The sequence below is a fragment of the Dysgonomonas sp. UBA7710 genome (assembly GCF_002482385.1).
GTDB lineage: Bacteria > Bacteroidota > Bacteroidia > Bacteroidales > Dysgonomonadaceae > Dysgonomonas.
Genome location: NZ_DLFW01000050.1, coordinates 18,343 through 41,965 on the forward strand (window position 1 = coordinate 18,343; position 23,623 = coordinate 41,965).

General features: G+C 40.1%; 25 protein-coding genes. 16 read left to right on the forward strand and 9 right to left on the reverse strand.

Translation table 11 applies throughout. From position 1 onward, the window contains the following. The first annotated feature begins 389 nt into the window (after positions 1-389). The 5 genes from B3317_RS18010 (at position 390) to recA (ending at position 4,217) form a co-directional block, all read left to right on the forward strand. Complete coding sequence (locus tag B3317_RS18010; protein ID WP_291114487.1) at positions 390-1,247, forward strand: helix-turn-helix domain-containing protein; 858 nt, start codon at positions 390-392, stop codon at positions 1,245-1,247. 562 nt (positions 1,248-1,809) lie between these two features. Further along, positions 1,810-2,385 (forward strand): TIGR00730 family Rossman fold protein, encoded by a 576-nt coding sequence (locus B3317_RS18015; protein ID WP_291114490.1) that lies wholly within the window; start codon positions 1,810-1,812, stop codon positions 2,383-2,385. Positions 2,386-2,526: 141 nt separating this feature from the next. After that, positions 2,527-2,691, forward strand: a complete 165-nt coding sequence (locus B3317_RS18020) for a hypothetical protein (RefSeq protein ID WP_291114492.1) — start codon at positions 2,527-2,529, stop codon at positions 2,689-2,691. Between the two features lie 15 nt (positions 2,692-2,706). Further along, positions 2,707-3,168, forward strand: a complete 462-nt coding sequence (bcp, locus tag B3317_RS18025) for a thioredoxin-dependent thiol peroxidase (protein ID WP_291114495.1) — start codon at positions 2,707-2,709, stop codon at positions 3,166-3,168. Positions 3,169-3,194: 26 nt separating this feature from the next. Next, positions 3,195-4,217, forward strand: a complete 1,023-nt coding sequence (gene recA, locus B3317_RS18030; protein ID WP_291114498.1) for a recombinase RecA — start codon at positions 3,195-3,197, stop codon at positions 4,215-4,217. A gap of 63 nt (positions 4,218-4,280) precedes the next feature. Here recA and B3317_RS18035 read toward each other — a convergent pair whose 3' ends face one another. The 7 genes from B3317_RS18035 to B3317_RS18065 all read right to left on the reverse strand — a co-directional run bounded on the left by B3317_RS18035 (position 4,281) and on the right by B3317_RS18065 (position 12,026). Next, positions 4,281-4,757, reverse strand: coding sequence for a DUF4252 domain-containing protein (locus tag B3317_RS18035; RefSeq protein ID WP_291114501.1), 477 nt, complete (start codon positions 4,755-4,757; stop codon positions 4,281-4,283). Continuing rightward, positions 4,754-5,320, reverse strand: a complete 567-nt coding sequence (locus B3317_RS18040) for a hypothetical protein (RefSeq protein WP_291114505.1) — start codon at positions 5,318-5,320, stop codon at positions 4,754-4,756. The genes B3317_RS18035 and B3317_RS18040 overlap by 4 nt, the downstream gene beginning before the upstream one ends. Beyond that, a complete protein-coding gene (locus B3317_RS18045) occupies positions 5,320-5,814 on the reverse strand; it encodes an RNA polymerase sigma factor (RefSeq protein WP_291114508.1) in 495 nt (164 codons plus the stop codon). The genes B3317_RS18040 and B3317_RS18045 overlap by 1 nt, the downstream gene beginning before the upstream one ends. After that, positions 5,815-6,321, reverse strand: a complete 507-nt coding sequence (locus B3317_RS18050) for a DUF4252 domain-containing protein (RefSeq protein WP_291114511.1) — start codon at positions 6,319-6,321, stop codon at positions 5,815-5,817. 119 nt (positions 6,322-6,440) lie between these two features. Then, the gene (locus B3317_RS18055) at positions 6,441-6,911 is read right to left on the reverse strand and encodes a DUF4252 domain-containing protein (RefSeq protein ID WP_291114515.1); all 471 of its coding nucleotides are present in this window, start codon (positions 6,909-6,911) and stop codon (positions 6,441-6,443) included. Positions 6,912-7,611: 700 nt separating this feature from the next. Further along, positions 7,612-10,197: an alpha-glucan family phosphorylase gene (gene glgP, locus B3317_RS18060; protein WP_291114518.1), complete on the reverse strand. Its 2,586-nt coding sequence runs from the start codon at positions 10,195-10,197 to the stop codon at positions 7,612-7,614. A 176-nt stretch (positions 10,198-10,373) separates the two neighbouring features. Further along, positions 10,374-12,026 carry a glycogen/starch synthase gene (locus B3317_RS18065; RefSeq protein ID WP_291114521.1) on the reverse strand — a complete coding sequence of 551 codons (1,653 nt, stop codon included), beginning with the start codon at positions 12,024-12,026 and terminating at the stop codon, positions 10,374-10,376. A gap of 251 nt (positions 12,027-12,277) precedes the next feature. On the opposite strand from B3317_RS18065, the gene B3317_RS18070 reads away from it, so the two are divergent. From B3317_RS18070 to B3317_RS18090, 5 genes are all read left to right on the forward strand, one after another. Further along, entirely contained in the window at positions 12,278-12,559 is a 282-nt protein-coding gene (locus B3317_RS18070) for a hypothetical protein (protein ID WP_291114524.1), read from the forward strand. Beyond that, on the forward strand, positions 12,559-13,101 hold the full coding sequence (locus B3317_RS18075; RefSeq protein ID WP_291114527.1) for a 1-acyl-sn-glycerol-3-phosphate acyltransferase: 543 nt from the start codon (positions 12,559-12,561) through the stop codon (positions 13,099-13,101). The genes B3317_RS18070 and B3317_RS18075 overlap by 1 nt, the downstream gene beginning before the upstream one ends. A gap of 82 nt (positions 13,102-13,183) precedes the next feature. Further along, positions 13,184-13,969 (forward strand): nitrilase family protein, encoded by a 786-nt coding sequence (locus tag B3317_RS18080; protein WP_291114530.1) that lies wholly within the window; start codon positions 13,184-13,186, stop codon positions 13,967-13,969. A 25-nt stretch (positions 13,970-13,994) separates the two neighbouring features. Then, positions 13,995-14,810 carry an META domain-containing protein gene (locus tag B3317_RS18085; RefSeq protein WP_291114534.1) on the forward strand — a complete coding sequence of 272 codons (816 nt, stop codon included), beginning with the start codon at positions 13,995-13,997 and terminating at the stop codon, positions 14,808-14,810. A 362-nt stretch (positions 14,811-15,172) separates the two neighbouring features. Then, positions 15,173-15,529 (forward strand): hypothetical protein, encoded by a 357-nt coding sequence (locus tag B3317_RS18090; protein WP_291114537.1) that lies wholly within the window; start codon positions 15,173-15,175, stop codon positions 15,527-15,529. Between the two features lie 58 nt (positions 15,530-15,587). Here B3317_RS18090 and B3317_RS18095 read toward each other — a convergent pair whose 3' ends face one another. Then, on the reverse strand, positions 15,588-16,538 hold the full coding sequence (locus B3317_RS18095) for an NAD-dependent epimerase/dehydratase family protein (protein ID WP_291114540.1): 951 nt from the start codon (positions 16,536-16,538) through the stop codon (positions 15,588-15,590). Positions 16,539-16,707: 169 nt separating this feature from the next. Between B3317_RS18095 and aldA the strand changes: the two genes are divergently transcribed. The 4 genes from aldA (at position 16,708) to B3317_RS18115 (ending at position 20,931) form a co-directional block, all read left to right on the forward strand. After that, positions 16,708-18,144 (forward strand): aldehyde dehydrogenase, encoded by a 1,437-nt coding sequence (gene aldA, locus B3317_RS18100; protein ID WP_291114543.1) that lies wholly within the window; start codon positions 16,708-16,710, stop codon positions 18,142-18,144. Between the two features lie 89 nt (positions 18,145-18,233). Then, the gene (locus B3317_RS18105) at positions 18,234-18,974 is read left to right on the forward strand and encodes a (Fe-S)-binding protein (RefSeq protein WP_291114546.1); all 741 of its coding nucleotides are present in this window, start codon (positions 18,234-18,236) and stop codon (positions 18,972-18,974) included. Then, positions 18,971-20,350 carry a lactate utilization protein B gene (locus B3317_RS18110; RefSeq protein ID WP_291114549.1) on the forward strand — a complete coding sequence of 460 codons (1,380 nt, stop codon included), beginning with the start codon at positions 18,971-18,973 and terminating at the stop codon, positions 20,348-20,350. Before B3317_RS18105 ends, B3317_RS18110 begins: the two co-directional genes overlap by 4 nt. 2 nt (positions 20,351-20,352) lie before the next feature. Further along, positions 20,353-20,931: a LutC/YkgG family protein gene (locus B3317_RS18115; protein WP_291114552.1), complete on the forward strand. Its 579-nt coding sequence runs from the start codon at positions 20,353-20,355 to the stop codon at positions 20,929-20,931. A 146-nt stretch (positions 20,932-21,077) separates the two neighbouring features. On the opposite strand, the gene B3317_RS18120 is transcribed toward B3317_RS18115, so the two are convergent. After that, positions 21,078-21,503, reverse strand: a complete 426-nt coding sequence (locus B3317_RS18120; protein WP_291114555.1) for an organic hydroperoxide resistance protein — start codon at positions 21,501-21,503, stop codon at positions 21,078-21,080. A gap of 694 nt (positions 21,504-22,197) precedes the next feature. On the opposite strand from B3317_RS18120, the gene B3317_RS18125 reads away from it, so the two are divergent. Then, complete coding sequence (locus B3317_RS18125; RefSeq protein ID WP_291114558.1) at positions 22,198-23,112, forward strand: dimethylarginine dimethylaminohydrolase family protein; 915 nt, start codon at positions 22,198-22,200, stop codon at positions 23,110-23,112. Between the two features lie 12 nt (positions 23,113-23,124). Then, positions 23,125-23,604 (forward strand): hypothetical protein, encoded by a 480-nt coding sequence (locus B3317_RS18130; RefSeq protein ID WP_291114561.1) that lies wholly within the window; start codon positions 23,125-23,127, stop codon positions 23,602-23,604. The last annotated feature ends 19 nt before the right edge of the window (positions 23,605-23,623 follow it).

Below are 23,623 nucleotides of genomic sequence, written 5' to 3' on the forward strand. Positions count from 1 at the left end.
ATATGAGATTGTTATAATGTTTAAATATTAGCGAGAGTTGTATTGTGTTTATTCTGGCTAAAAGATAGTGGAAAAGTATCAGTTAAATGCAGTTTTCGTCCATAATTTTTTAAAGGATAGGAAGATGCCCTTTTAAACCTTCATCTGTTCCGGAATAGAATCGATTAAAACCCTTTTATCCGGGATAGTCAGAGTATGTGTAAGTATTGGTAAATAATGGTATATTATCCTTTTTGGATGCGATAATATTACTTTTTTTATTTATATTTGCAATCAGAGACGTTATGTCTTGATGATATTACGATATTGAATAAAAATAGAATAGGTACTAATCTTTCGGTACATCGCGAAGCAAGGCTATAACAAAACAATTTTAGAGGAATATCCAAATGGAATTATTATATCCACAGGAACATCTCACCTGCTATAATTACGAAAAAGGGGAAAGACCTACAATCGAAAAAATTAATGTAAAAAAGGGGCAGAAGTGGAAAATATTTTCCATTGATAATAAAGCCTTTTTTGTACAATGCGGCATCTTGCGTTTTTCTTTTGGAGAATTTACGGAAAGGACTATTATCGGAGGTAAAATAATGCTGATTCCTTCGGGTAGCCAGATGGATTGTCATGCCGAAGAAGATTGTACTTTCATTATTATCCGTTTACATAATACAAAGCAACTGTGTGATTGTTTTTCTTTAGATGTTTTGCTTCGGGAGAAGGCTGATGATTTTGAGCCGGATTTATATTACTTAGATATAAATGAAAGAGTAGAATGCTTCCTCTCATTTTTGGATATTTGTATGTCCGATGGTTTAAAGTGTACATATTATTTCGAATTGAAAGCTAAAGAATTTTATTTTCTTCTACGTGCTTATTACGAGAAAGCTGCTCTTTTAGGCTTTTTCTATCCTCTGCTCAGTAAAGATATTTCATTTTCCGATCTGGTTATAAAAAATCACTACAAAGCCAGGACTGTTCAGGAGTTAGCAGATATGACTCACTATAGTCTTTCCGGTTTTCAAAAACGATTCAAGAAAGTATTCGGTGTTTCTGCGTATCATTGGATGAAAGATGAGCGCTCAAAATCTATATATCATCAGATAAACAGTACAGAGAAATCATTTAAAGAAATAAGCGAAGAGTATGGGTTTTCCTCACCTTCCCACTTTAACGACTTTTGTAAAGTACATTTTGGTACCACACCGGGCAGAATTCGTCGAAAAAAAGTTGCAGCAAAAGCTTAATCTAGCAGAAAGGCACGAATTCTGAAAAAGCGGGCATCTTTATGTAATGATAGAGGCCTATAATTCCGTACATTTGTGATGTAAATATATGAGGAAAATATATTTATTTAAATGAAAACCTGAATAGGTTGTAGTTTAACTCTATTATTGTGTAGTTTTGTAAAGTTTGTGTTAAGGTTGGAAAGTCTGCGAAGGGAATTTGCGGACTTTTTACATTTTTGTATACCAGACCCATTATTTGCCGGGATTATATCTAAGCTGAGATTATTTATCAAGCTTTATTAAAGTGCTTCTCTTTGGTCTATCTTTAAAAGAATGTGGCAAACTCTGCCCATCAATCGACAAACCTCAATAGCCGGAAGAACTTCTTCTATCTGTAAAAAAAAATAAAGGAATAAAAGTTTTCAACAGAGTTTTTTATTCCACTATATTCTGTAAGATTATTATTATCTTTGTTAGAATAATGAATTCTAAATTACATAATATTTAGCGTATATCTTAACATATAGGGATCATAGACTTACAAGCTCTGGGTATTCCTTTTAAAGTAGATTTTATACAGATGAAATATATATCGGTTTTTTGCGGTTCGTCATCAGGAAACGAGAGCGTTTTTGCAGAACAAGCAATATTGTTAGGAAAAAGAATAGCCCGCAGAGGATATGGTGTTATCTATGGAGGTGCACATGTGGGCCTGATGGGTGCTGTAGCCAATGGTGCTTTAGCAGAAAATGGAGAGGTGATCGGTGTAATACCTGAATTCCTTAAACAAAAGGAATTAGAGCACAAAAAAATAACCAAAATGCATATTGTAGAGACGATGCATGAGCGTAAGGCTTTGATGAGCGAACTTAGCGATGCCGTAATAGCATTGCCCGGAGGTTATGGTACAATGGAGGAGTTATTTGAGATGCTCACATGGGCACAATTAGCCCTGCATAAGAAACCTGTAGGATTACTTAATACATTAGGATATTATGACCCTTTGGTCGCCATGTCCGAAAAGATGATAGAGAAAGGGTTTCTGAAAGATGAATACAGGGATATTATGATAGTGGAAAATAATGTAGATACCCTGTTAGATAAGATGGAACTATTCGTACCACTTAAAAATGATAAATGGTTCGAAGTAAAGTAGAGCGGTAGCGACCGTAACTTAATTAACACAGCTAATAAAGCAAACAGTATGAGAACATTTGTGAATATGCCGATATATCCGGGCTGACTCGAATACTATAATTATGTCCCCGATTACCCGGAGGCTGTAAAACAAAAGATAATGGTATTGGATAAATTTGGTATTCTCGTGGCCGAAGCCAATTCCGATATACAACTATATTATGAGACAAGCCGTATATTTCAGGAGGCGAACGTTACCATGGATAAACGGAATAAGGAGAGAAGACAGAATACGATTTATGAGCGAACTGCATATGTTGAATAGTAAATAATAAGAATTATGGCATTAAACATAGGGGATAAAATCCCGGATATATTAGGAGTAAATCAAGACGGGGAAACCGTTAAATCCAGCGACTATGCGGGGCAAAAACTAGTCCTCTATTTTTATCCTAAAGACAGTACACCCGGATGTACAGCTGAGGCATGTAGTTTCAGGGATAATTTCTCGAAGCTCCGTAAGGCCGGATATCAGATACTTGGAGTAAGTGTGGATGATGAAAAAGCACATAAAAAGTTTATCGAGAAACAACAGTTACCGTTCCCTCTTATTGCCGATACTGATAAGAAACAGGTCGAGGCATTCGGAGTATGGGGCGAGAAAACGTTTATGGGGCGTAAATTTATGGGCACTTTCCGTACAACATTCCTTATCGATGAATCAGGGATTATCGAGCAAGTAATAGGCTCTAAAGAGATAAAGACGAAAGAGCATGCGGAGCAGATATTAAAACAATTATAAACAAACCAAAAGAAAGAAAACTGATAATGGCAGAAGAGAAAGAAAAGAAAGCGGCGCCGAATACAGAGAAACTTAAAGCTCTGCAAGCTGCAATGGATAAAATAGAGAAAAGCTACGGTAAAGGCTCGATAATGAAAATGGGAGATGATAAGGTCGACGAAATTTCTGTCATTCCTACAGGTTCTATCGCGTTGAATGCCGCTCTTGGAGTAGGAGGGTATCCTCGTGGCAGGGTAATCGAGATATACGGACCCGAATCATCCGGAAAAACAACATTGGCCATACATGCTATTGCAGAAGCCCAGAAAGCCGGAGGTATCGCGGCATTTATCGATGCAGAGCATGCTTTCGACCGCTTCTATGCTGAAAAATTGGGAGTGGATATAGAGAATCTTTATATATCCCAACCCGACAGTGGAGAGCAGGCCTTGGAGATTGCGGAACAGTTAATCCGCTCGTCGGCTATAGATATCGTAGTGATAGACTCTGTGGCTGCACTGACGCCGAAGGCTGAACTCGAAGGTGAAATGGGAGACTCTAAAATGGGGCTTCAGGCCCGTCTGATGTCGCAGGCATTGCGCAAGCTAACGGCAGCTATCAATAAGACCAGTACTACATGTATATTTATCAATCAGTTGCGTGATAAAATCGGAGTTATGTTCGGTTCGCCGGAAACAACAACCGGAGGTAATGCTCTGAAGTACTATTCTTCTGTACGTCTCGATATCCGTCGTATCGGACAACTAAAAGACGGTGATGAAGTGAAAGGTAGCCAGACCCGTGTAAAAGTAGCGAAGAATAAGGTTGCCCCACCATTCCGTAAAGCTGAATTCGACATCATGTACGGAGAGGGAATTTCCCGTTCCGGTGAGATTATCGACCTCGGTGCCGAACTAGGGATCATCAAGAAGAGCGGGTCGTGGTATAGCTACAATGATACAAAGCTGGGGCAAGGACGTGAAGCGGCAAAGGATATGGTAAAAGACAATCCGGAGCTTGCCGAAGAACTCGAAGGCCTGATATTTGCAGCATTGCAGGCAAAGAAATGACAATACCAATAGGTCATTAGATAAAGAAGCCCCGGAGAATTACTTTCCGGGGTTTTTTGTTGCTTATTTTTTGTTGCTGCTGTTCATTACTTTCTGGACGTCTTCTGCCGTAAAAGTACCCATGATACGGATGACCGTACATTCTTCGGGGTCGTTGATGAACATTATCAGGTCTTTGAAGTTATCCTTCTCCTTGCGGGCATAGAAAGTTATATTATCGCCTTTATCTTTGATGGCCATGAGAGTTTCGTATGTTTTACTCTTCGTTAGTCCTTCAAATTCCATTCTGATGAGTTTCGCCGCGTCCTTACTTTGGCTGCTGTAGATTTCCAGTTGTTCGAGTTTGCCGGCCAGTGATTTAATATCAGCACCTCCGGCTCCAACATCCATCTTCGGCATCATACTGAGTAATGCTTTGGAGATATAGACTGTGGAGATGTCCTTATTATCCGAAAGCCTGTCGAACATATTGTTCTGCGACTGCATAGTAGCAAAGCCGGTCAGGAGTAATATTGCTGTAATGAGTACTTTTATTTTCATGATTCTTTATCTTTTTTGCGATTAAGCGTTTTGTTTAATATTTCATTTGATTTGTCAAGGCTTGAAGTGACTATGGCCAGTTGATTTACCCCTTTGTTAAAGTTAGAAGACAACAGGATAAGTGCATCTTCCGCTTCTTTCAGGGCTTTTTTGTCCGCTTCACTCAGGTTTTCAGCAGTTTGTTGTCCGGGAGTTACAGGCGGTTGACCTACATCCGGCTTATTGTTGAAGTAGAATGTAACGGAAATCAGCAAGGCTATACAAGCTGCGGCACTCCCCGCCCATCTCAACAGATGTTTCCTGTTAAGCCCGGTTTTTATCTCAGTATTCTTTTCTTCTTTCGAAGCAAGTTCGTCGATGAGGTTTTCCAGTTTCGGTTCCAAAGCCGGAGGTACATCTATCGGCTCTGCCTGATACATACTGAGGAAAATTCCTTTCTCATCCAGTAATTCTTCGGCAACATCTTCACTGCTAAAATATTTCAGCAATATAAGCTCTTCTGCGACAGTTGTTTCACCGTTGTAGAAAGCATCCAGTATTATTTTTATTTCGTCCGTTTTCATCACTGTTGTATTTTTATGAATTGTTCGCGTATCGTTTTCCTGGCCCTTGAGAGTATAACCCTTATGTTTCCCGGGCTGATTCCCGTTATCTGTTCTATTTCTTCATCCGAATACCCGTCCCAATGTTTCATTATCATAACTTGGCGTTGCTGTTCAGGCAACTTGTTTATCAGTTTTTTTACCCGTTCGGCTTCGTCCTGTATCTCTATCTGTTTGACCAAAGATGCCGTTTCGGGAATGTCGGTGTCATAATTCGTATGATAATCGTTTTTTGTTTTCCGTAGATGATCCAGGCATGTGTTGCGGAGTATGATAATTGAGAAAGCTTCGGTGTTTTCTATGTCCTGCATATCTCCGCGCTTGTTCCAGAGTTTTATGAACGTTTCCTGAACTATGTCTTCGGCATTTGCGGCATCCTGTACAATACGATAAGCTATTCGATACAATTTCTGATGATATGGGAGAAATACTTTTTTAAAAGTTTCCGCATCCATCTATTTCTTGTTCTTTGTCTGTTCTTTAACTATATCTTCCAAATCGGATTGCTCCAGTCTTCCACTCATTTTTACCAAAACGATATCGTCTTCATCCATCACAAAAATATATACATCGGATACTGTTTCCCCGTTCTTCTTAGCAATGATGCGTACATTATCTTCACCGTCCTTGACTCTTACCAGTGTAGAATATATATCATCATCTTTAAATGAGTTCAAATTGTCCAGTACCATATTTCTTGTATCGGGAGCATCCTCCTCCAATGTGACCACCTGTATAGAATCTATCTTCTGCATAAACGAAGGCATTTTCGATTTCAATTCCCCTGTCGGGTCCTGAGCCTGTGCCTGCGCCATGGAAGCACCCAGCATAGCCTTGTCTACTACCTGACGTTGCGCCTTTTCATTTTTTGCCACTTCTTCCATCAGACGATCCAGCTCCTGGGCTGTTGCAATATGGCTTCCTGCTAATATTAGAATAAAAAATACTATAAACTTTTTCATAAATCGATTGTGTTTTACTTTGTTAAGGTCGCAGACCTATTTGTTATTTTTATATCTGCAACGGTAATAATTAGTTATGATTAAAAAATATTGGATTAAATACTTTCTTTTTCTTATATTTATTTGTCGTATTTGTTTACCAGTTCGGCAATGTCATTATCTTTTATTTTTCCCGAAAACCGGATTATAGTAGGGTCTTGTTCGTCCATACACAATATTATCATTTCTTTGATGGTGTCTTTGTCCTTCTTCACCATTATGCGTACACCATCTCTTTTATCCTTGGCATAAATAAGGGTTTCGTAGCCTCCGCCGTCTTTCAGTTTATTGAATTGTTTCGCTAAATCTTTTTTCAGGCCATTATCACAAGACGATAAATCATATATTTCCATAGAATGTATCCCCCTTGCTACCGGCATATCGCCTACACCACCAAACGCTTTGCCCAGAGACATCATAAACTTTCCGATTTTGACTTTCTCTATATTCTCGGTTTTAGATACTTTTTTCAATAACTGGTCTATATTTTGTGCCGGAGCAGCCAGTATGAAACCAAAAAGTAATACTAAACAAAATAAATATTTTTTCATAACAGTTCCTATATTAAAGTTAGTAAATTAATGATAGATGTGCGCTTTCATCTGTTTTCAAATACTAAGACGGAACAGGCTGAAAATTTGTTACAATAAAAAGTAAGAAAAATGCAGCGAAGATATACTAGGTTGTTAAACAGTATGTTATTGCTGTTTTATTGTCCGGGAGTTGAAAAAGGTAACAAAGGTAACACTATTTACAGTTAACAGCTAACAGTTAATAGTCATCAGTTAACAACTTGTATCTTGTGTCTTGTCTACTCGTAACTTTCCCAAAAGGTAACAAAAGTAACACATGTTTCAGTAAACAGTAAACAGTTAGCAGTCAACAACTGGTAAGATGTAAAACCTTTGCGTCTTAGCGTCTTTGCGTGAGACAAAACAGGGCGTCAGCCAACCCGTAACTATCCGCAGGACGAAGAAATAACATTCGCCGAAGCGAAGGCGAGGCAAACCCGTAACTCTTAAAAAGTAACAAAGGTTACAACTTTTATTCATTTTCAATTTCTAAATCATTAAACCTTGAATCTTTAAATCCTCATATCAATATTTCAAAGAGCCTACGAGCTAACAACTAAAGGCTACCGGCTCTGATTATATAGATAAACTTATCAAAAAAACAAACCCTAAAAGTTGTCAAACTTCTAGGGTTCACTTTATCGAAAATTATTATTCTCTTATCTTGCTTTAAAGACTATCAAATCCAACGTACATAAGCAAAGTCCATACGGTGAGCCATGTCCGGATGTTTAGGGAACACACGGTATGCGAAATTACACAAGCCCGGTATTTTAGCTTCGGCATTCATTTCGAAATACAGTTTCGAACCTTCCTGCTTCACTAACTTGAATTCCTGAGCCGATATGAATTTATCAACCTTCTTCTCCGCGTCATATTCAGTCAGTACGCATTCTACACCTAAATCACCTTTCATTTCCTTCTTATCAAGGACTACTTCCACTTTCATCTTTTCACCTTCGGTAAGGTTAGGAGAAGAAAGTCCGGCCCCGTCTCTTAAATCCTGCCCGTTGAAGGTCAACTGCTCTACTGTGAACTTATCCCAGTTGGCAGCGGTATCTTCTTTCCATGCAGCCAATTCCTTAGCCTTGGCATAGTTGTTCGCAGTAACCAGTTTAGAACGGCTTTCTTCCACTTTATAGAAGTTCTTGATATAATCGTCGATCATACGTTTGGTTGTATATTCCGGTGCGATATTGGCGATGGAGTTCTTGATATACTGTATCCATTCAGGGGAATATCCCTTCGAATTACGGGCATAATACAAAGGAAGTATCTCGTTCTCGAACATAGAGTATATCTCTGAAGCATCCAGTTCATCCTGATATGCCTGATTGGTATAAGTACGTTTCTCTGTCAGACACCAGCCGGCATCTTTACGGTATCCTTCATACCACCATCCATCAAGGACGGAGAAGTTAAGTACCCCGTTCATTTCTGCTTTTTCGCCGGATGTACCGGAAGCCTCCAATGGGCGTGTCGGCGTATTCAACCAGATATCAACTCCCGATATAAGGCGTTTGGCAAGACGCATATCATAGTTTTCAAGGAAAATGATCTTTCCGAAAAATTCAGGACGGCGCGAGATCTCTACAATCTGCTTTATCAAACCTTGTCCGGCTCCATCGGCTGGGTGGGCTTTTCCTGTATACAGGAACTGGATCGGATATTTTTCGTTATTTACAAGTTTCGACAAACGGTCGAGATCAGTAAACAACAAATGAGCACGCTTATATGTCGCAAAACGGCGGCCGAAACCTACTAGCAACGCATCCGGATTGATTTTATCCACAATATTGAATATTGCAGACGGCGCTTTCTGGTTCTTTATCCATCCTTCTTTCATTTGCTCCTGAACATAAGAAACCAGACGTTTCTTCATTGCCAGACGCAGTTTCCATATTTCAGCATCGGGAACGCTGTATATATTATCCCATATTTCATGATTAGACTGGTCATTATAGAAATTCTTATCGAATGTCCTCTCATATAGTTCTTTCATTTCCTTTGCAGTCCATGTCGGCATGTGTACACCATTGGTTACATGTCCTACATGTAGCTCTTCAGGAAAGTATCCCGGCCATACAGGCTGGAACATATGGCGCGAAACGATTCCATGCAGGTAACTTACGCCATTGGCTTCAAGACAGGTATTGAGCGCAAACACACTCATACTGAATTTTTCCCCGCTTCCCGGATGCTCACGCCCCATATCTACAAAATCCTGCCATGAGATACCCAGGCGGGCCGGATAGCTGCCAAGATATTTACCGAGCAAACCTTCATCGAAATAGTCGTGTCCTGCCGGAACCGGAGTATGCACTGTGTACAGACCCGAAGCACGTACAACTTCCAATGCCTGATTGAATGTAAGCCCTTCACCTTCGATAAGATCAAGCAGACGCTGAACATTAATCAATGCGGCATGGCCTTCATTACAATGATATATTTCTTTCTTAATTCCCAGTTTGTTAAGTAGCAAAATACCACCGATACCTAACAGATATTCCTGTTTCAGACGGTTCTCCCAGTCACCACCATATAACTGGTGAGTAATAGGACGGTCATATTCACTGTTCAGATCGAGATCGGTATCAAGCAAGTATAGGCTAATACGTCCTACATTTACTCTCCATACATTTGCATAGATATCCCTGTCGGGGTATGGCACAGCCAGGATCATCTGGTTTCCGTCTTCGTTCAATACCGGATCGAGAGGTAATTCACCGAAGTTTTGCGGCTCATAATTAGCCACCTGTTGACCGTCAGGAGAAATAGACTGCGTGAAATATCCATAACGGTACAGGAAACCAACCCCTGTGAGGTCTACGTGGCTATCACTGGCTTCTTTCAGATAGTCGCCGGCCAATACCCCAAGACCTCCTGAATAAATCTTCAATACATGCGAAAAGCCATACTCCATACTGAAATATGCAACGGATGGTTTTGCTTTATCAAATTTTTCGGCTATATATGATTCGAAATTCTTAATCACTTTTTTCACTTTATCCATCAGGATAGAGTCTTTAAGAATTTCGTCAATTCTTTCGTAAGAAATTTTCTGTAGTAAGATAACCGGGTTGTGTTCGCTTTTTCTCCAAAGTTCAGGATCAAATTCAGCGAAAAGGTCTGTTGCGTCGTTGTTCCATACCCACCATAGATTATGTGCCATCTTTTCCAATGGTAGTAATTCTTTCGGCAGATTCACTTGTGTATACGCACTCCTCCAAGAGGGAGTGTTAGAATAACTTGCTTTAATTCTCATAAATATATTATTTAAACTGTATAGATTCCTTTCCTCACTCCTTTTATAACGGATATGTTTTGCGGTTTGTTTAATTTCCCGAAACTACAAATATAATAAACTTGAAGCTTCTTTTCCCTATATATTTTGTTTAAGTCTCTCCTGTTTATTGCAAACGTTTGCAATAAACCAAAGATTCATATTCTGTTTGCGGCTTCGGCCAAGGCAATGCGGTAAGCATCCTGATAGTATTTGAAGAAATGTTTCCAATCGGCCATATCAGCCCTATCTAATGCTGCCTGACGCAAGATTTTCTCCTGCTCATTACTTTTTGTCGTCATTTCGAATACACGGTTGCAGATATCTTCCGAAACTTCAATAAAATTGTAGTCATCACGGGTTATGACTTCTGCTCCGTCGTCCATTCCTTTCTCATCGCCCATCTTACGCATCCAGAGTCCGAATCCGGCCAGGGAAGTCGTAATAGTAGGTACGGAGAATGCAATACTCTCGTGTGGCGTATAGCCCCAAGGCTCATAGTAAGAAGGAAATACAGTGACGTCCAGACCAATAAGCAAATCATAATATGGCATATTGAATATACCATCATTGCCGTTGAGATAAGATGGAACAAAAATAATTTTTACCCGGTCTTCCGCTTTATTTTCCATTTTCAGATAACTAATCTGGTTCAGGACCGAATCGTGGTTCATATTGCGGAGCCAATGAGTTATATGTGGATGACTGAGAGCAGCACTTGGAGTCTTTTTCAGTTTTAACCTGTCCTGCAGATCGGCGCGGGGCCCGCTGATCCACGCCGGCACCATTATGAACGCAATTACGTCTTTTTCGAGTTGCTTTATCTGCTCCAACCGGTGCATAGCGTCGATAAATACATCTATACCTTTGTTGCGATACTCATAACGCCCGCTGGTTGCAACCAGCAAAGCATCTTCCTGAATGTCATATCCCAATAATTTTTCTGCTACGTTTATAAGTTTCTTACGGGCGGCAAGGCGTTTTTCTTCGTGCTCTTGTCCTACCGGAATAAAATCTTTTTCGAATCCGTTAGGCGTCACTATAGGATCGCGATGAAGCAACTGGCGGCACTCACGGGCTGTAATATCGCTCACAGTAGTAAAACAATCGACATGCTGTGCGGCAGCCTTTTCTATGGAATGCTTTGCTTCCATATTCAGTTCGCGCGCCATCTGGTCGCTATCATAGGCCGACAGATAATTGTAAAGAGGTTTGCCGTTTCCGGCTATAGAACGCCCGATAGATGTGGCGTGTGTGGTAAAAAGCGTCCCCACTTTAGGCAGACGGTCTTTTATATATAATGCACCCATTCCTAACATCCATTCGTTGAAATGAGCGACTACATTTTCATCCTGAAGTTTGTGATATTTATAAAAACTTTCGATAACTGCACCTGAAGCATATGCAAACATGCAGGACTCGTCATAGTCGCCATAGGCATGCAGGGAATCTACACCGAATTTATGCCACATGTCGCCATAAATCGCATCCTTCGCGGGAAAAAACTGGTTAAAATCTACAAGCACCACGATAGGTTGTCCGGGAACATCCCAACGGCCGACACGAATGTTCAACCGGTCTTGCTTTATCGCAGTTTTTTTCCAGTCTGCCAAGAGGGTTTCATCTTCTTTAAACCACGGACTTTCTTTTTCCGTCCATACATCCGGTCCTATAAATATAACTTTGTCTTTGCATATATCCTGCATCGACTTAGCCCTTGTCGATAATACCGTATATATCCCTCCTACTTTGTTGCAAACCTCCCAGCTTGTTTCGAAGATATAGTCGGGATTGTTATTTTGTTTTGCCATATTATGCTATATACTGTATCGTTTTGTGGTTTCTCTAATTTAATACTTATTAATTTTTAATGCGTAAGTTTATCAGTATCTTTTTTAGTACCTTTGCCTCCGCAACCTAAGGTTTCAGACCTATTTAATTGTATGTCTAAATAAAACAACGGTATTGGTTATGATTTAAAGACAAGACATTAAATATCTCTTTTCCTTAAAAAAGGAGCACAAAGATAATAAAGATATAAACGTATAAAAAATATTTTCTTATGAGTAGCAGACGAAAACTAAAAAAAAGTATAAATGCAACGATGGAATTACTATATGTCGATTGTCTGTTTTATAAGATATTCGTAGTGGATGCAGACAAAGATGCTGCAGACAAAGTCATTGCCCGTATAGTAGAAGTACAAAACGAATTGCTGAAACGGGTAAATGTAAATGAAGGCAAGGATGTAAAAGGCAGGGTTAAGTCTTATTATAAAAAATTAAGAGTTGACATCCAGGAACAAACAAATACGATCGCCAAAGAAATAGCATCTCTGGGTTAATGAAAAGTTTCAGTAATTTTATTCTCCGCCTTATCGGGTGGAAAATAACAGGGCAGACCGAACTGCCAGAGAAATGTGTTATTTGTGTTGCACCTCATACAAGTAACTGGGATTTGCCTTTGGGCCTGACTGTTTATAGTGCATTAGGCAGAAAAGCATCATTCCTGATTAAAAAAGAATGGTTCTTCTTCCCTATGAATCTTATTTTCAAAGGACTTGGTGGTATCCCTGTAGACCGTTCCCGGAAAACTTCACTGACAGAACAGATGGCGGAAATATATGCTAAGAGAGAAAGTTTTCAACTTGCTATAACCCCCGAAGCTACCCGGAAACTGAATGCAGAATGGAAAAAAGGGTTTTATTTTATTGCTCTGGCAGCTCATGTACCGATTGTTGTTGCGGCACTTGATTACGGTAGGAAAGAAGCTGATTTTAAGGAGATTCTGATGCCTTCCGGAGATGTGGACGCCGATTTGGAAATAATTAAAGCCTGCTATAAAGGAGTGACTGCAAAGCATCCGGAGTACTTTTCTTTAAAATGAAAAACGAAAAATTAAAAGTGAAAAATTAAGATTTAATATATTTTTCACTTTTCGTTCTTCACTTTTAACTTGATAACATATTATGCTACAAGATTGTAAGCTCAGGATTAGTCTTGTGCAATACGACATTGCATGGGAAAATAAACAGAAAAACCTTGATTACATACACACTATTGTGTCGGGACTTGAAGGTAAAACAGATGTTATAATCCTGCCCGAAATGTGTACTACCGGCTTTTCTATGAACAGCCGTAATCTGGCTGAGCCGCTTAGGGGTACTACTATTACCTTATTGAAACAGTGGGCCGCGGAATATGACGTGGCTATTTGCGGAAGTTTTATTGCCAAGGAAAACACTGATTTTTACAACCGGGGATTTTTCATTACTCCTGATAAAGAATTCTATTACGACAAACGCCATCTCTTCCGCATGGGTGCTGAACCTCAATCTTTTTCGGCAGGAGGCAAACGTTTGATCTTTGAACATAAAGGCTTCAATATCTGTTTACTTATTTGTTACGACTTACGGTTTCCCGTATGGGCCAGAAATATTGATAATGAGTATGACCTGCTTATTTATACGGCTAACTGGCCGGCTTCACGGGCAAAAGTATGGAATGCTTTGTTGATGGCCCGTGCTCTTGAAAATATGACTTATGTATGTGGGGTAAACCGGATAGGAAAGGATGGTAACGGACTGATACACGAAGGCTGTTCAAAAGTCATCGATGCTAAAGGAAATGAAATCCTTTCTCTTGGGACGGACCTCGGGCAGGTAGGAACTGTTTGTATATCAAAATTGGAATTGGAGCAATTCAGGGCTAAATTTCCCGTATGGAAAGATGCCGACAGATTTGAATTAAAGTAATAGAATTATCATTAAAATATTAATTATGAAACGTATTTTAAATCCGGCGGTTCTTGTGATCGCAATTATAACACTTGCATTCGGCTTGCAAAATTGCAATTCGGCAAAGCCAGTTGATAAAACCCAATTGGAAGGTTATTGGACTCTTAAAACTCTAAAAGGTGAAGATGCTAAAACAGCATTTGCAGGAACATTGCCTTATCTGCAATTCGATTTTGCTAAAAGTCTGATTTCCGGTAATGGCGGATGTAACGGATTCACCGGAGCTTTTACGCTGACAGATAAGAATGAATTTTCAGCGCCTAATCTGGCAGCTACAATGATGATGTGCGTACAAGCGAATAAAGAGCCCCAGTTTTTTACTGCGCTTTCTACTCCTAACCTTATCTTATCGGTAGACAAAGAGGGATTACTGACTCTGTCTGAGGATAAAACAGTAATACTACAATTCGAAAAAGGTGAAGCGCCTAAGGTAGCTGCTGCTACGAATATCGTAAATGCAGAAAATCTGGCTGGTACGTGGACTCTTACATCTATAGCTGGTGGTGATATGGCTACATTGTTTACAGGAAAAACTCCTACAATGGAGTTCACAGCAGACGGAAGAGCATTCGGCAATGGAGGCTGTAACACATATCGTACATCATATACATTGCAGGAAAATACGGTGACTTTTGGCCCTGTAATGTCTACAAAAATGGCTTGTCCAAGCCTGAAAGGTGAAGGTTTATTTACAGGGCTTCTTGCCAGCCCTCTGCAAGCCGGATTGAATGGAGATAAACTGACATTCTTCAAAGAAGGAAATGTTGTTCTTGAATTTGTAAAAGGGGCAACGGAATAATTTCTCCAGCCTTACTCCGATAAAAAAAAGCAACCAACAGTTGCTTTTTTTTATATATAGATCGTTTTTTTTTCTATAATTTTCTATAGTCTGTTTTACAATAAGCATAGTTGTATATAACAATTATATATCAAAAAAGTTTACAATAATTTGATAGAAAATATATATGTTATATAAATGTGCATTTTTATGTTAAAAAGATGCTATATTGAAAATTATTCTTTACATTTGTATCGTGAATTAGGTTATTAATAATTTACAAGTATAACAAACAAAGAATACCATGGATAAGATGGGATTTCTTTGTTTTTTTTATGCCTGTAAGTCAATAAAGATTGTTTTTAAATTAAAATTTTTTGGTTATGAAAAGGTTATCAATTTTATTTGTAGCGATACTGGCGTTCAGTATCAGTTCATTTGCGAGTAACGATTATGAGGTTTTATGGGTGTTGAATAACAAGAGCACATTCAATACAGTAACCGATTATGTACAGGCAAGTCCTGCACAGAAAGAACAGCTCGGGAATATATTCTATGATTCGGCTGAGAGATTAAAAAATGCGTTGCAGGATAATGACAAAGAGGGGGCTTGGAAAGCCTTGGCCTTCAATTTGGCAAACACTAAATCTGTATTATCTGCACAGCAATACCGTAAATATCTGGCAATATTAAATGCTACATATCAGCAGACACAAGGTGTTCTTGTAGCTAATAAATAAGATGTGATGTTTATTAAACAAATTGGAGGGAAGGATTTATTCTTCCCTTTATTTTTTTTCAAAACAGTTCAATGCCTTCTTTATATGTCCTGAATTTCAATTCGGGAAGCAATTCCTTTCTCATGCGCCTCGTATCTCCATAATAAGACACTATTCCTATTTTTACAAAATCAACGGTCAACGGGCTTCGAGTACCGAAAAGCGTGGAGAATAATTCAAATCCCCGGGCTGCCGTCATTATCATCCACACGGGCATACGCCACGGTTTGTGATTTCCTTTATAGATTGTTATATCGTCAAGGAATTGTTGCAGAGTTTGCACCCCCTCATCCCCAATATGATAAATCCCCTTTATATCGGGGTTTAGAGTGGCCGCAATAGTTGCATCCACAAAATCGGGTTTCGAGATGAGATGTATATAGGTCGGTTTCCTCCACACTCCCAGTAACCAGTGGCGGGCAAACCATTGTGCTGCATCTATCATAAGGATTCCTTTACCGTAGACCATCCCTACACGTAAAGAGACAGCTTCGAAATCATATTTCTCTCCATACCGGAACAAGAGTTTTTCTTCCTCGAGACGTGTTTTTGCATGCATCGATTCCGGTTCTCCGTCCAATACTCCGGTCGCCGGATTTTCCGGGCTGCATTCACCTTCTACATGTGGAAAACTGATGAGGATAATGCGTTTTACTTTCTGCCCGATAGCGACATCTAATAAATTGTTGAAATATTGCGTATTCGTAGTCGGCAGGAATTTTTCGGGATTCGCTTTGAATAATATTCCCGCAAAATGAACGATTACATCGACATTTTCGAGTGCATCGCGCAATGTCTCCTTGTTTGCTAAATCTACTTTAAAAACGGATATATTCTCTTTCTCTTTCAGATTATCGGCGGCATCTTTTTTATGTATCAGCAAGTTCAGATTTACATTCATATCTTTCATTCCCTGAGCTAATAATCCGCCAAGGTTGCCTGCCGCTCCCGTTATTGCTATTCGTTTCATGTTAAGTTTAGTTTAAACTGTAAAGATAAGTTTAGTTTATTGCTATATGGTCATTTATTGAAACTATAATATCAAATTTTGTAATGCGGTATGCTGTTTTTTTTATAATTTTAGTTTCCGAATTTAGGCTTGGAATACCTGTATATTAATAATATAAACATTAAACACCATGAAAGAACTAAAAATGTTTATCGACGGTAAATTTGTAGAAAACACATCCGGCAAATGGATAGATGTACTAAATCCGTCGACAGAAGAAGTAATATCACGACAACCCGAAGGTACAATCGAAGATGCGAAGAAGGCAATCGATGCTGCCGAAAAGGCGCAGGACAAATGGGCCGCCACTCCTGCTGTGGAAAGGGCGGGTTACCTGATAAAAATTGCAGCAGGAATCCGTAAAAGAGAAAAAGAACTGACTGATATAATTGTTCGTGAAGGAGGAAAAACACAGGGGCTGGCAAATGTAGAAGTCCTTTTCACAGCCGATTACCTCGAATATATGGCAGGATGGGCACGCAGATATGAAGGTGAAATTATCCAGAGCGACCGTCCGCACGAAAATATTTTCCTGTTTAAAAAACCGATCGGGGTTACAACCGGTATTCTTCCGTGGAATTTCCCGTTCTTCCTCATAGCCCGTAAAGCAGCTCCGGCATTGGTGACGGGAAACACAATAGTGGTAAAACCGAGCCAGATCACACCCGAAAACGCATATGTATTTGCCCGGATAGTTGAAGAAACAGGCCTTCCTGCCGGAGTATTCAACCTGATAATGGGACGTGGTTCTGTTATCGGTCACGAACTGGCTGCCAATCCGAAAGTAGGTATGGTAAGCCTTACAGGTAGTGTAGGGGCAGGTGTACAAACTATGGCCGCTGCATCGGCAAATGTTACTAAAGTTTCGCTTGAACTGGGAGGTAAAGCTCCGGCTATCGTTATGGACGATGCCGACCTCGATCTCGCGGTGAAATCGATAATCGCATCCCGTGTTATCAATACAGGGCAAGTTTGTAACTGTGCCGAACGGGTATATGTACACAAGAAAGTGAAAGACATATTCCTTGAAAAACTGGTTGCTGGGATGAAAGCTGTAAAGGCCGGTAATCCTTCCGAAGTTGCGGATTTGGATATGGGGCCGCTTGTAGAAGCTAATGCGTTGAAATCGGTGGAAGAAAAAGTAGCGAAAGCGATAAATCAAGGCTGTAAACTTCTTTGTGGGGGCAAGCGTATCGGAACGAAAGGCTATTTCTTCGAGCCTACTGTTCTTGCAGAAGCCACTCAGAAAATGGATATTATACAGGAAGAAACATTTGGCCCGGTATTGCCTGTCGTTGAATTTTCCGATATAAACGATGCCATTGAATGGGCTAACGATTGTGAATATGGGCTGACATCTTCCGTTTATACTCAGAATCTGGATACAGCTTTCAAATTGGTAAGAGTGCTTAAATTCGGAGAAACATACATCAACCGTGAAAACTTTGAAGCTATGCAGGGATTCCATGCCGGATGGCGCAAATCGGGAATCGGCGGCGCCGATGGTAAACACGGACTTGAAGAATATCTTCAGACACATGTCGTGTATCTGGAAACAAAAGGCTGATAAGTCTAATAATAAAAAACTCAAAGTCTGCTGGCTTTGAGTTTTTTATATTATTACCTTTATAGCGATCAACTAATTTTAAGATAAAGATGAAAGTAGGATTATTTATCCCCTGCTATGTAAATACCATATATCCCGAAGTGGGGGTAGCCTCATACAAGCTGCTCGATTATCTGGGTGTGGATGTGGATTATCCCATCGATCAGACTTGTTGCGGGCAACCTATGGCAAATGCAGGTTTTGAAGACAAAGCCATTCCTTTGGCAAAACAGTTCGAAGAACTTTTCTGCAAATACGACTATATTGTCGCTCCGTCGGCCAGTTGCGCCGCTTTTGTAAAAGAAAATTATCCCCGCCTGCTGCAGAAAGAACAGCATTTTTGCCGGACAAGCGGAAAAATATATGACCTGTGCGAGTTCCTTCACGATATATTGAAAGTGGACAAACTTCCGGGTAACTTTCCTCATAAAGTGAGTGTACATAACAGTTGTCATGGTGTGCGGGAATTACATTTATCTTCGGCAAGTGAATTAAATATTCCCCGTTACTCAAAGGTCAGGGATTTACTGTCCTTAGTAGAAGGAATAGAAGTACTGGAACCTCAGAAAGTCGATGAATGCTGCGGCTTTGGAGGAATGTTTTCTATCGAAGAACCTTCTGTTTCTGTATGTATGGGGCAGGATAAAGTAAGGAACCATATGGCTACCGGGGCAGAATATATAACCGGAGCCGATAGTTCATGCCTGATGCATATGCAGGGAGTGGTTAGCAGAGAGAAACTTCCGGTTAAGTTTATTCATGTTATTCAAATTTTAGCTGCGGGACTATGAGTACAAAACATACGAAGGCGGCAGACCGCTTTATTGCTAATAAAGAGCAGGAAACATGGCATAACGAAACCCTTTGGATGGTACGGGAGAAACGTGATCGTATGGCAATGGCTATCCCCGAATGGGAACACTTGCGTGAACTGGCTGCGAAGGTGAAGATGCATACCATTACCCATCTCGACCAATATCTTGAAAAATTTGTCAGTAATGCTGAATCCAACGGTGTTATTATTCATTGGGCAAAAGACGCAAAGGAACATAATGAGATCGTATACGGTATTCTCTCGGAGAATAATGCGAAGAAGTTGGTAAAAAGTAAATCTATGCTTACCGAAGAATGTCACCTGAACCCTTACCTGATAAACAGGGGTATCGATGTGGTTGAGAGCGATTTGGGTGAGCGCATTCTCCAGCTGATGAATGAGCCGCCGAGCCACATTGTAATGCCTGCCATTCACCTGAAGCGGCAGGAAGTAGGCAAACTCTTCGAAGATAAGCTGCATACCGAAAAAAATAACAGTGATCCTACATACCTTACCCGCGCTGCCCGTCAGCATTTGCGCAACGAATTCCTGACAGCCGATGCAAGCATGACAGGGGCTAACTTCGGTGTGGCGGAGACCGGTGACGTGATAGTCTGTACCAACGAAGGGAATGCTGATATGGGTACCTCTCTGCCCAAAGTACACATTGTATCGATGGGAATAGAGAAAATTATACCGGATCTCAAAGCCCTGAGTGTATATATCCGTTTGCTCGCCCGTTCGGCTACGGGGCAGCCTGTAACGACTTATACTTCCCATTTCCGCAAGCCGCGTAAAGGTTGCGGGATGCATATTATACTGGTCGATAACGGACGAAGTGAAATACTCGGAAATAAAGAACATATACAAACGCTGAAATGTATCCGTTGCGGGGCATGTATGAATACATGTCCGGTGTACCGGAGAAGTGGAGGGTATTCCTATACTTATTTTATACCGGGGCCTATCGGTATTAATCTGGGAATGCTGAAATCGCCGGAGGAATACGCTGATAATGTTTCGGCTTGTTCGCTTTGCTACTCGTGCAACAATGTTTGTCCGGTAAAAATAGATCTGGCAGATCAGATATACCGTTGGCGACAGAATCTCGATTCGTTTCACAAGGCGGATAAGATGAAGAAGATGATGTCGTGGGGCATGAAATTCCTGTTTATGCATCCGGCTTTATACAAAACAGGACTGAAACTTGCACCGGTTGTAAATCACCTGCCGCGATTTATGCTGTATAACGGATTGAACGACTGGGGTAAAGGACGGGAATTACCACGATTTGCAGGCGAATCGTTTACCGAGATGTGGAAAAAGGGGAAAGTACAGACTAAAAACAAATAAGGATGAGTAGTAAAAATGATATATTAGGCAATATAAGGCAGCATATAACCGACAGATATGAAATGCCCGATATAGATATAGAAGGAATACAATATCCCGATACAATCGCCCAATTTATAGAAATAAGTAAGGCTGTAGGAGGAGATGCCATTATCCTGAATGATGATGAAGATATAAATAAAGTTATCGGCTCTCTGTATGCGGACGCTAAAGTGATAGCCTCCAACTTACCGGATATAACCATTGCAACTATTAATCCGGATAATGCCGCGGGTCCGCACGAATTGAATGGGATAGACCTGGCCATAATAGAGGGAGAGGTAGGTGTTGCTGAAAACGGATGTGTATGGGTTCCGCAGAACGTAAAGGAGAAAGTGATTTATTTTATTTCGGAATATCTTGTTATCGTAATCGATAAGAAGGATGTGGTGAATAATATGCATGAAGCCTATGATAAACTGACATTCAACGATTATGGATTCGGTGTATTTATCTCCGGCCCGTCCAAAACGGCTGATATAGAACAGTCGCTGGTTGTAGGCGCACATGGTGCAAAAGGAGTGACCGTGATATTGAAGTAGAGAATGCAGGTGTGAAAGATTTTTCGCCCTTCTCTAATTCAACACAATATTATTATTAAATAAAAAGCGTGAGTTTATACTCACGCTTTTTATCCAAAAAATCAATCCATATATAATAATAAATACAGGGCAGTGAAACTGCTTAATTATTTATTTTCACTGGTTACTTTCAAAGTCACTTCTATATTATTTCGTGTAGCATTGGAGTAAGGGCATACCTGATGTGCTTCTTTAACCAGTTCTTCAGCTTCTTGCTGGCTGATCCCTTTTATATGTACATCCATTTCCACAGCCAGTTGAAAGCCTCCGCCTTCTTTAGTGCCGATGCTTACTCTGGCAGTCACTTCCGGTTTTATGTGAATTTTTTTTGCTAATGCAACGTGGCTTAATGCGCTGCCGAAGCAGGCGGAATAACCTGCTGCAAAAAGTTGTTCAGGATTTGTGTAATTACCACCCGGGCCACCCATTTCTTTTGGAGGTCTCACTTCCAGGTTCAGTACTCCGTCCGAAGACTTGACACTACCACTTCTTCCTCCAACAGAAGTCGCTACTGCTGTGTACATTTTTTCCATACTACTGTTTTTATAATTTGCCTGATTAATACAATAAAACAATAATAAGACTTGTATTGTTCAATGATAGCTATAATAAAGAAAAATAAGATTTAACAGGGCAATGGCGCGAAGTTCATTTTTTTGTAAAAGTTTATCTATGTAATTAGAGCCGGTAGCTTGTAGCTCTTTGAAAAAATGAATCAGCCCCCTCAATCCCCCAAGGGGGACTTACAGAGAGGGAAAAAAGTAACAGATAAAAAATAGAGGAAAAAGTGTAACTTTTGTAACTTTTTAAGAGTTACGGGTTTGCCTCGCCTTCGCTTCGGCGAATGTTATTTCTTCGTCCTGCGGATAGTTACGGGTTGGCTGACGCCCTGTTTTGTCTCACGTAAAGACGCAAAGGCGCAAAGGTTTCACATCTTACCAGTTGTTGACTGCTAACTGTTTACTGTTAACTGAAACATGTGTTACCTTTGTTACCTTTTGGGGAAGTTACGAGTAGACAAGACACGAGATACAAGTTGTTAACTGATGACTGCTAACTGATGACTGTAAATAGTGTTACCTTTGTTACTTTTTAACTATATATGGTTAATAAATGTAAATATTTAACAGGTGGTTCAGTTGCCAATCTTCGTGCATTTATCCTAAAGGCTTAAAGGGGTATCCCTTATTTTTATAAAAGCACTATCTTTGTACAAAATGGAAGATTATGATACTGAATATACAAAATGAAACTGCACCGCTGAAAACCGTTGTGCTGGGACAACCGTATTCATTGGGAAAAGAACCAGTATTGGAGGAGACATATGATGCCAAATCATATGAGTCTGTACAAAATGGGACTTATCCCCAAGAGGGGAGTATCGCCGATGAAATGACCGCATTTGAAGAAATTTTCTTAAAATATGGTGTGGAAATTCTTCGTCCTCTTATTTTGCCCAACTGTAATCAGGTTTATGCCCGTGATGTAGCATTTGTAATTGACGATAAGATCATCACATCAAATATTATACCCGACCGGGCAGATGAACAGGAAGCATATGCGCCTATCTATAGCCGGATAGCTTTCAATAAAATATATAACCTGCCGGAGAAAGCGCATGTAGAAGGCGGAGACGTGGTACTGTATGATGATACTGTTTTTGTAGGCACTTATATGGAAAGAGATTATCCCGAGTACAAAACGGCCAGAACAAATGCGTATGCGATAGCATTCCTTCGGGAATTATATCCTGAGAAGAATTTTGTGGCATTAGAGCTGGAAAAAGATGATACCGACCCCCATAAAGGTATCCTGCATCTCGATTGCACTTTCATGCCTGTAGGTAATGGTAAGGCTATTATCTATAAAGATGGCTTCAAGCACGAAAAAGACTATCATTATCTGGTCGATTTCTTCGGTAGAAAGAATATTTTCGAGGTTACACAGGAAGAAATGTATTATATGAATACGAATGTATTTTCCATATCTCCTACGGTTGTTGTAAGCGAGGAGCGTTTTACGCGCCTTAATCGCCATCTGGCTGACGAATGGGGGCTGACTGTAGAGGCTATCCCTTATTTCGAGATATCCAAAATGGGCGGGTTGCTCCGTTGTTCTACCTTGCCTTTAGTAAGGGAATAATCTTGTATAAAAATGAATATGCTGAAATCTCTGATTTTCCTTTTAGTTCTCGTGCTTGTATCCATTACTGTATCGGCGCAGATGATCGGCGCAGGCATGCAAGTGGCAAAGAGTGAGAGAGTCCAGTTCGCAGCTAATGTACATACCAGATATTACACATATAAAGGAGATGTAAATTTCTTCTTGTTCGGAGGCTTGGATTATACAGGAGGCAGTACCAAACTTTCAGGATTGAATACGAAGGCTATTTCGCCGACATTCGATTTTGCAAATATGGTCTTTGGAGATTATGCCGATAAAAGTGTTTTGTGGCTGTCGTGCGATGTGGGGTATTTACGAAATTTCCATGAGAAAAAGTCGAGCGGAATTGTGCTTACTCCTAATATTATGTGCGCCTATAGTTTGTTTTATATAAAGACAGGGTATGATATGAATGTGTCGCGCGGCAACAATCAATTTTTCGTACGCTTGGGACTCATTCTTTCATTGTAAGTATTAAGTAATAAGTGGT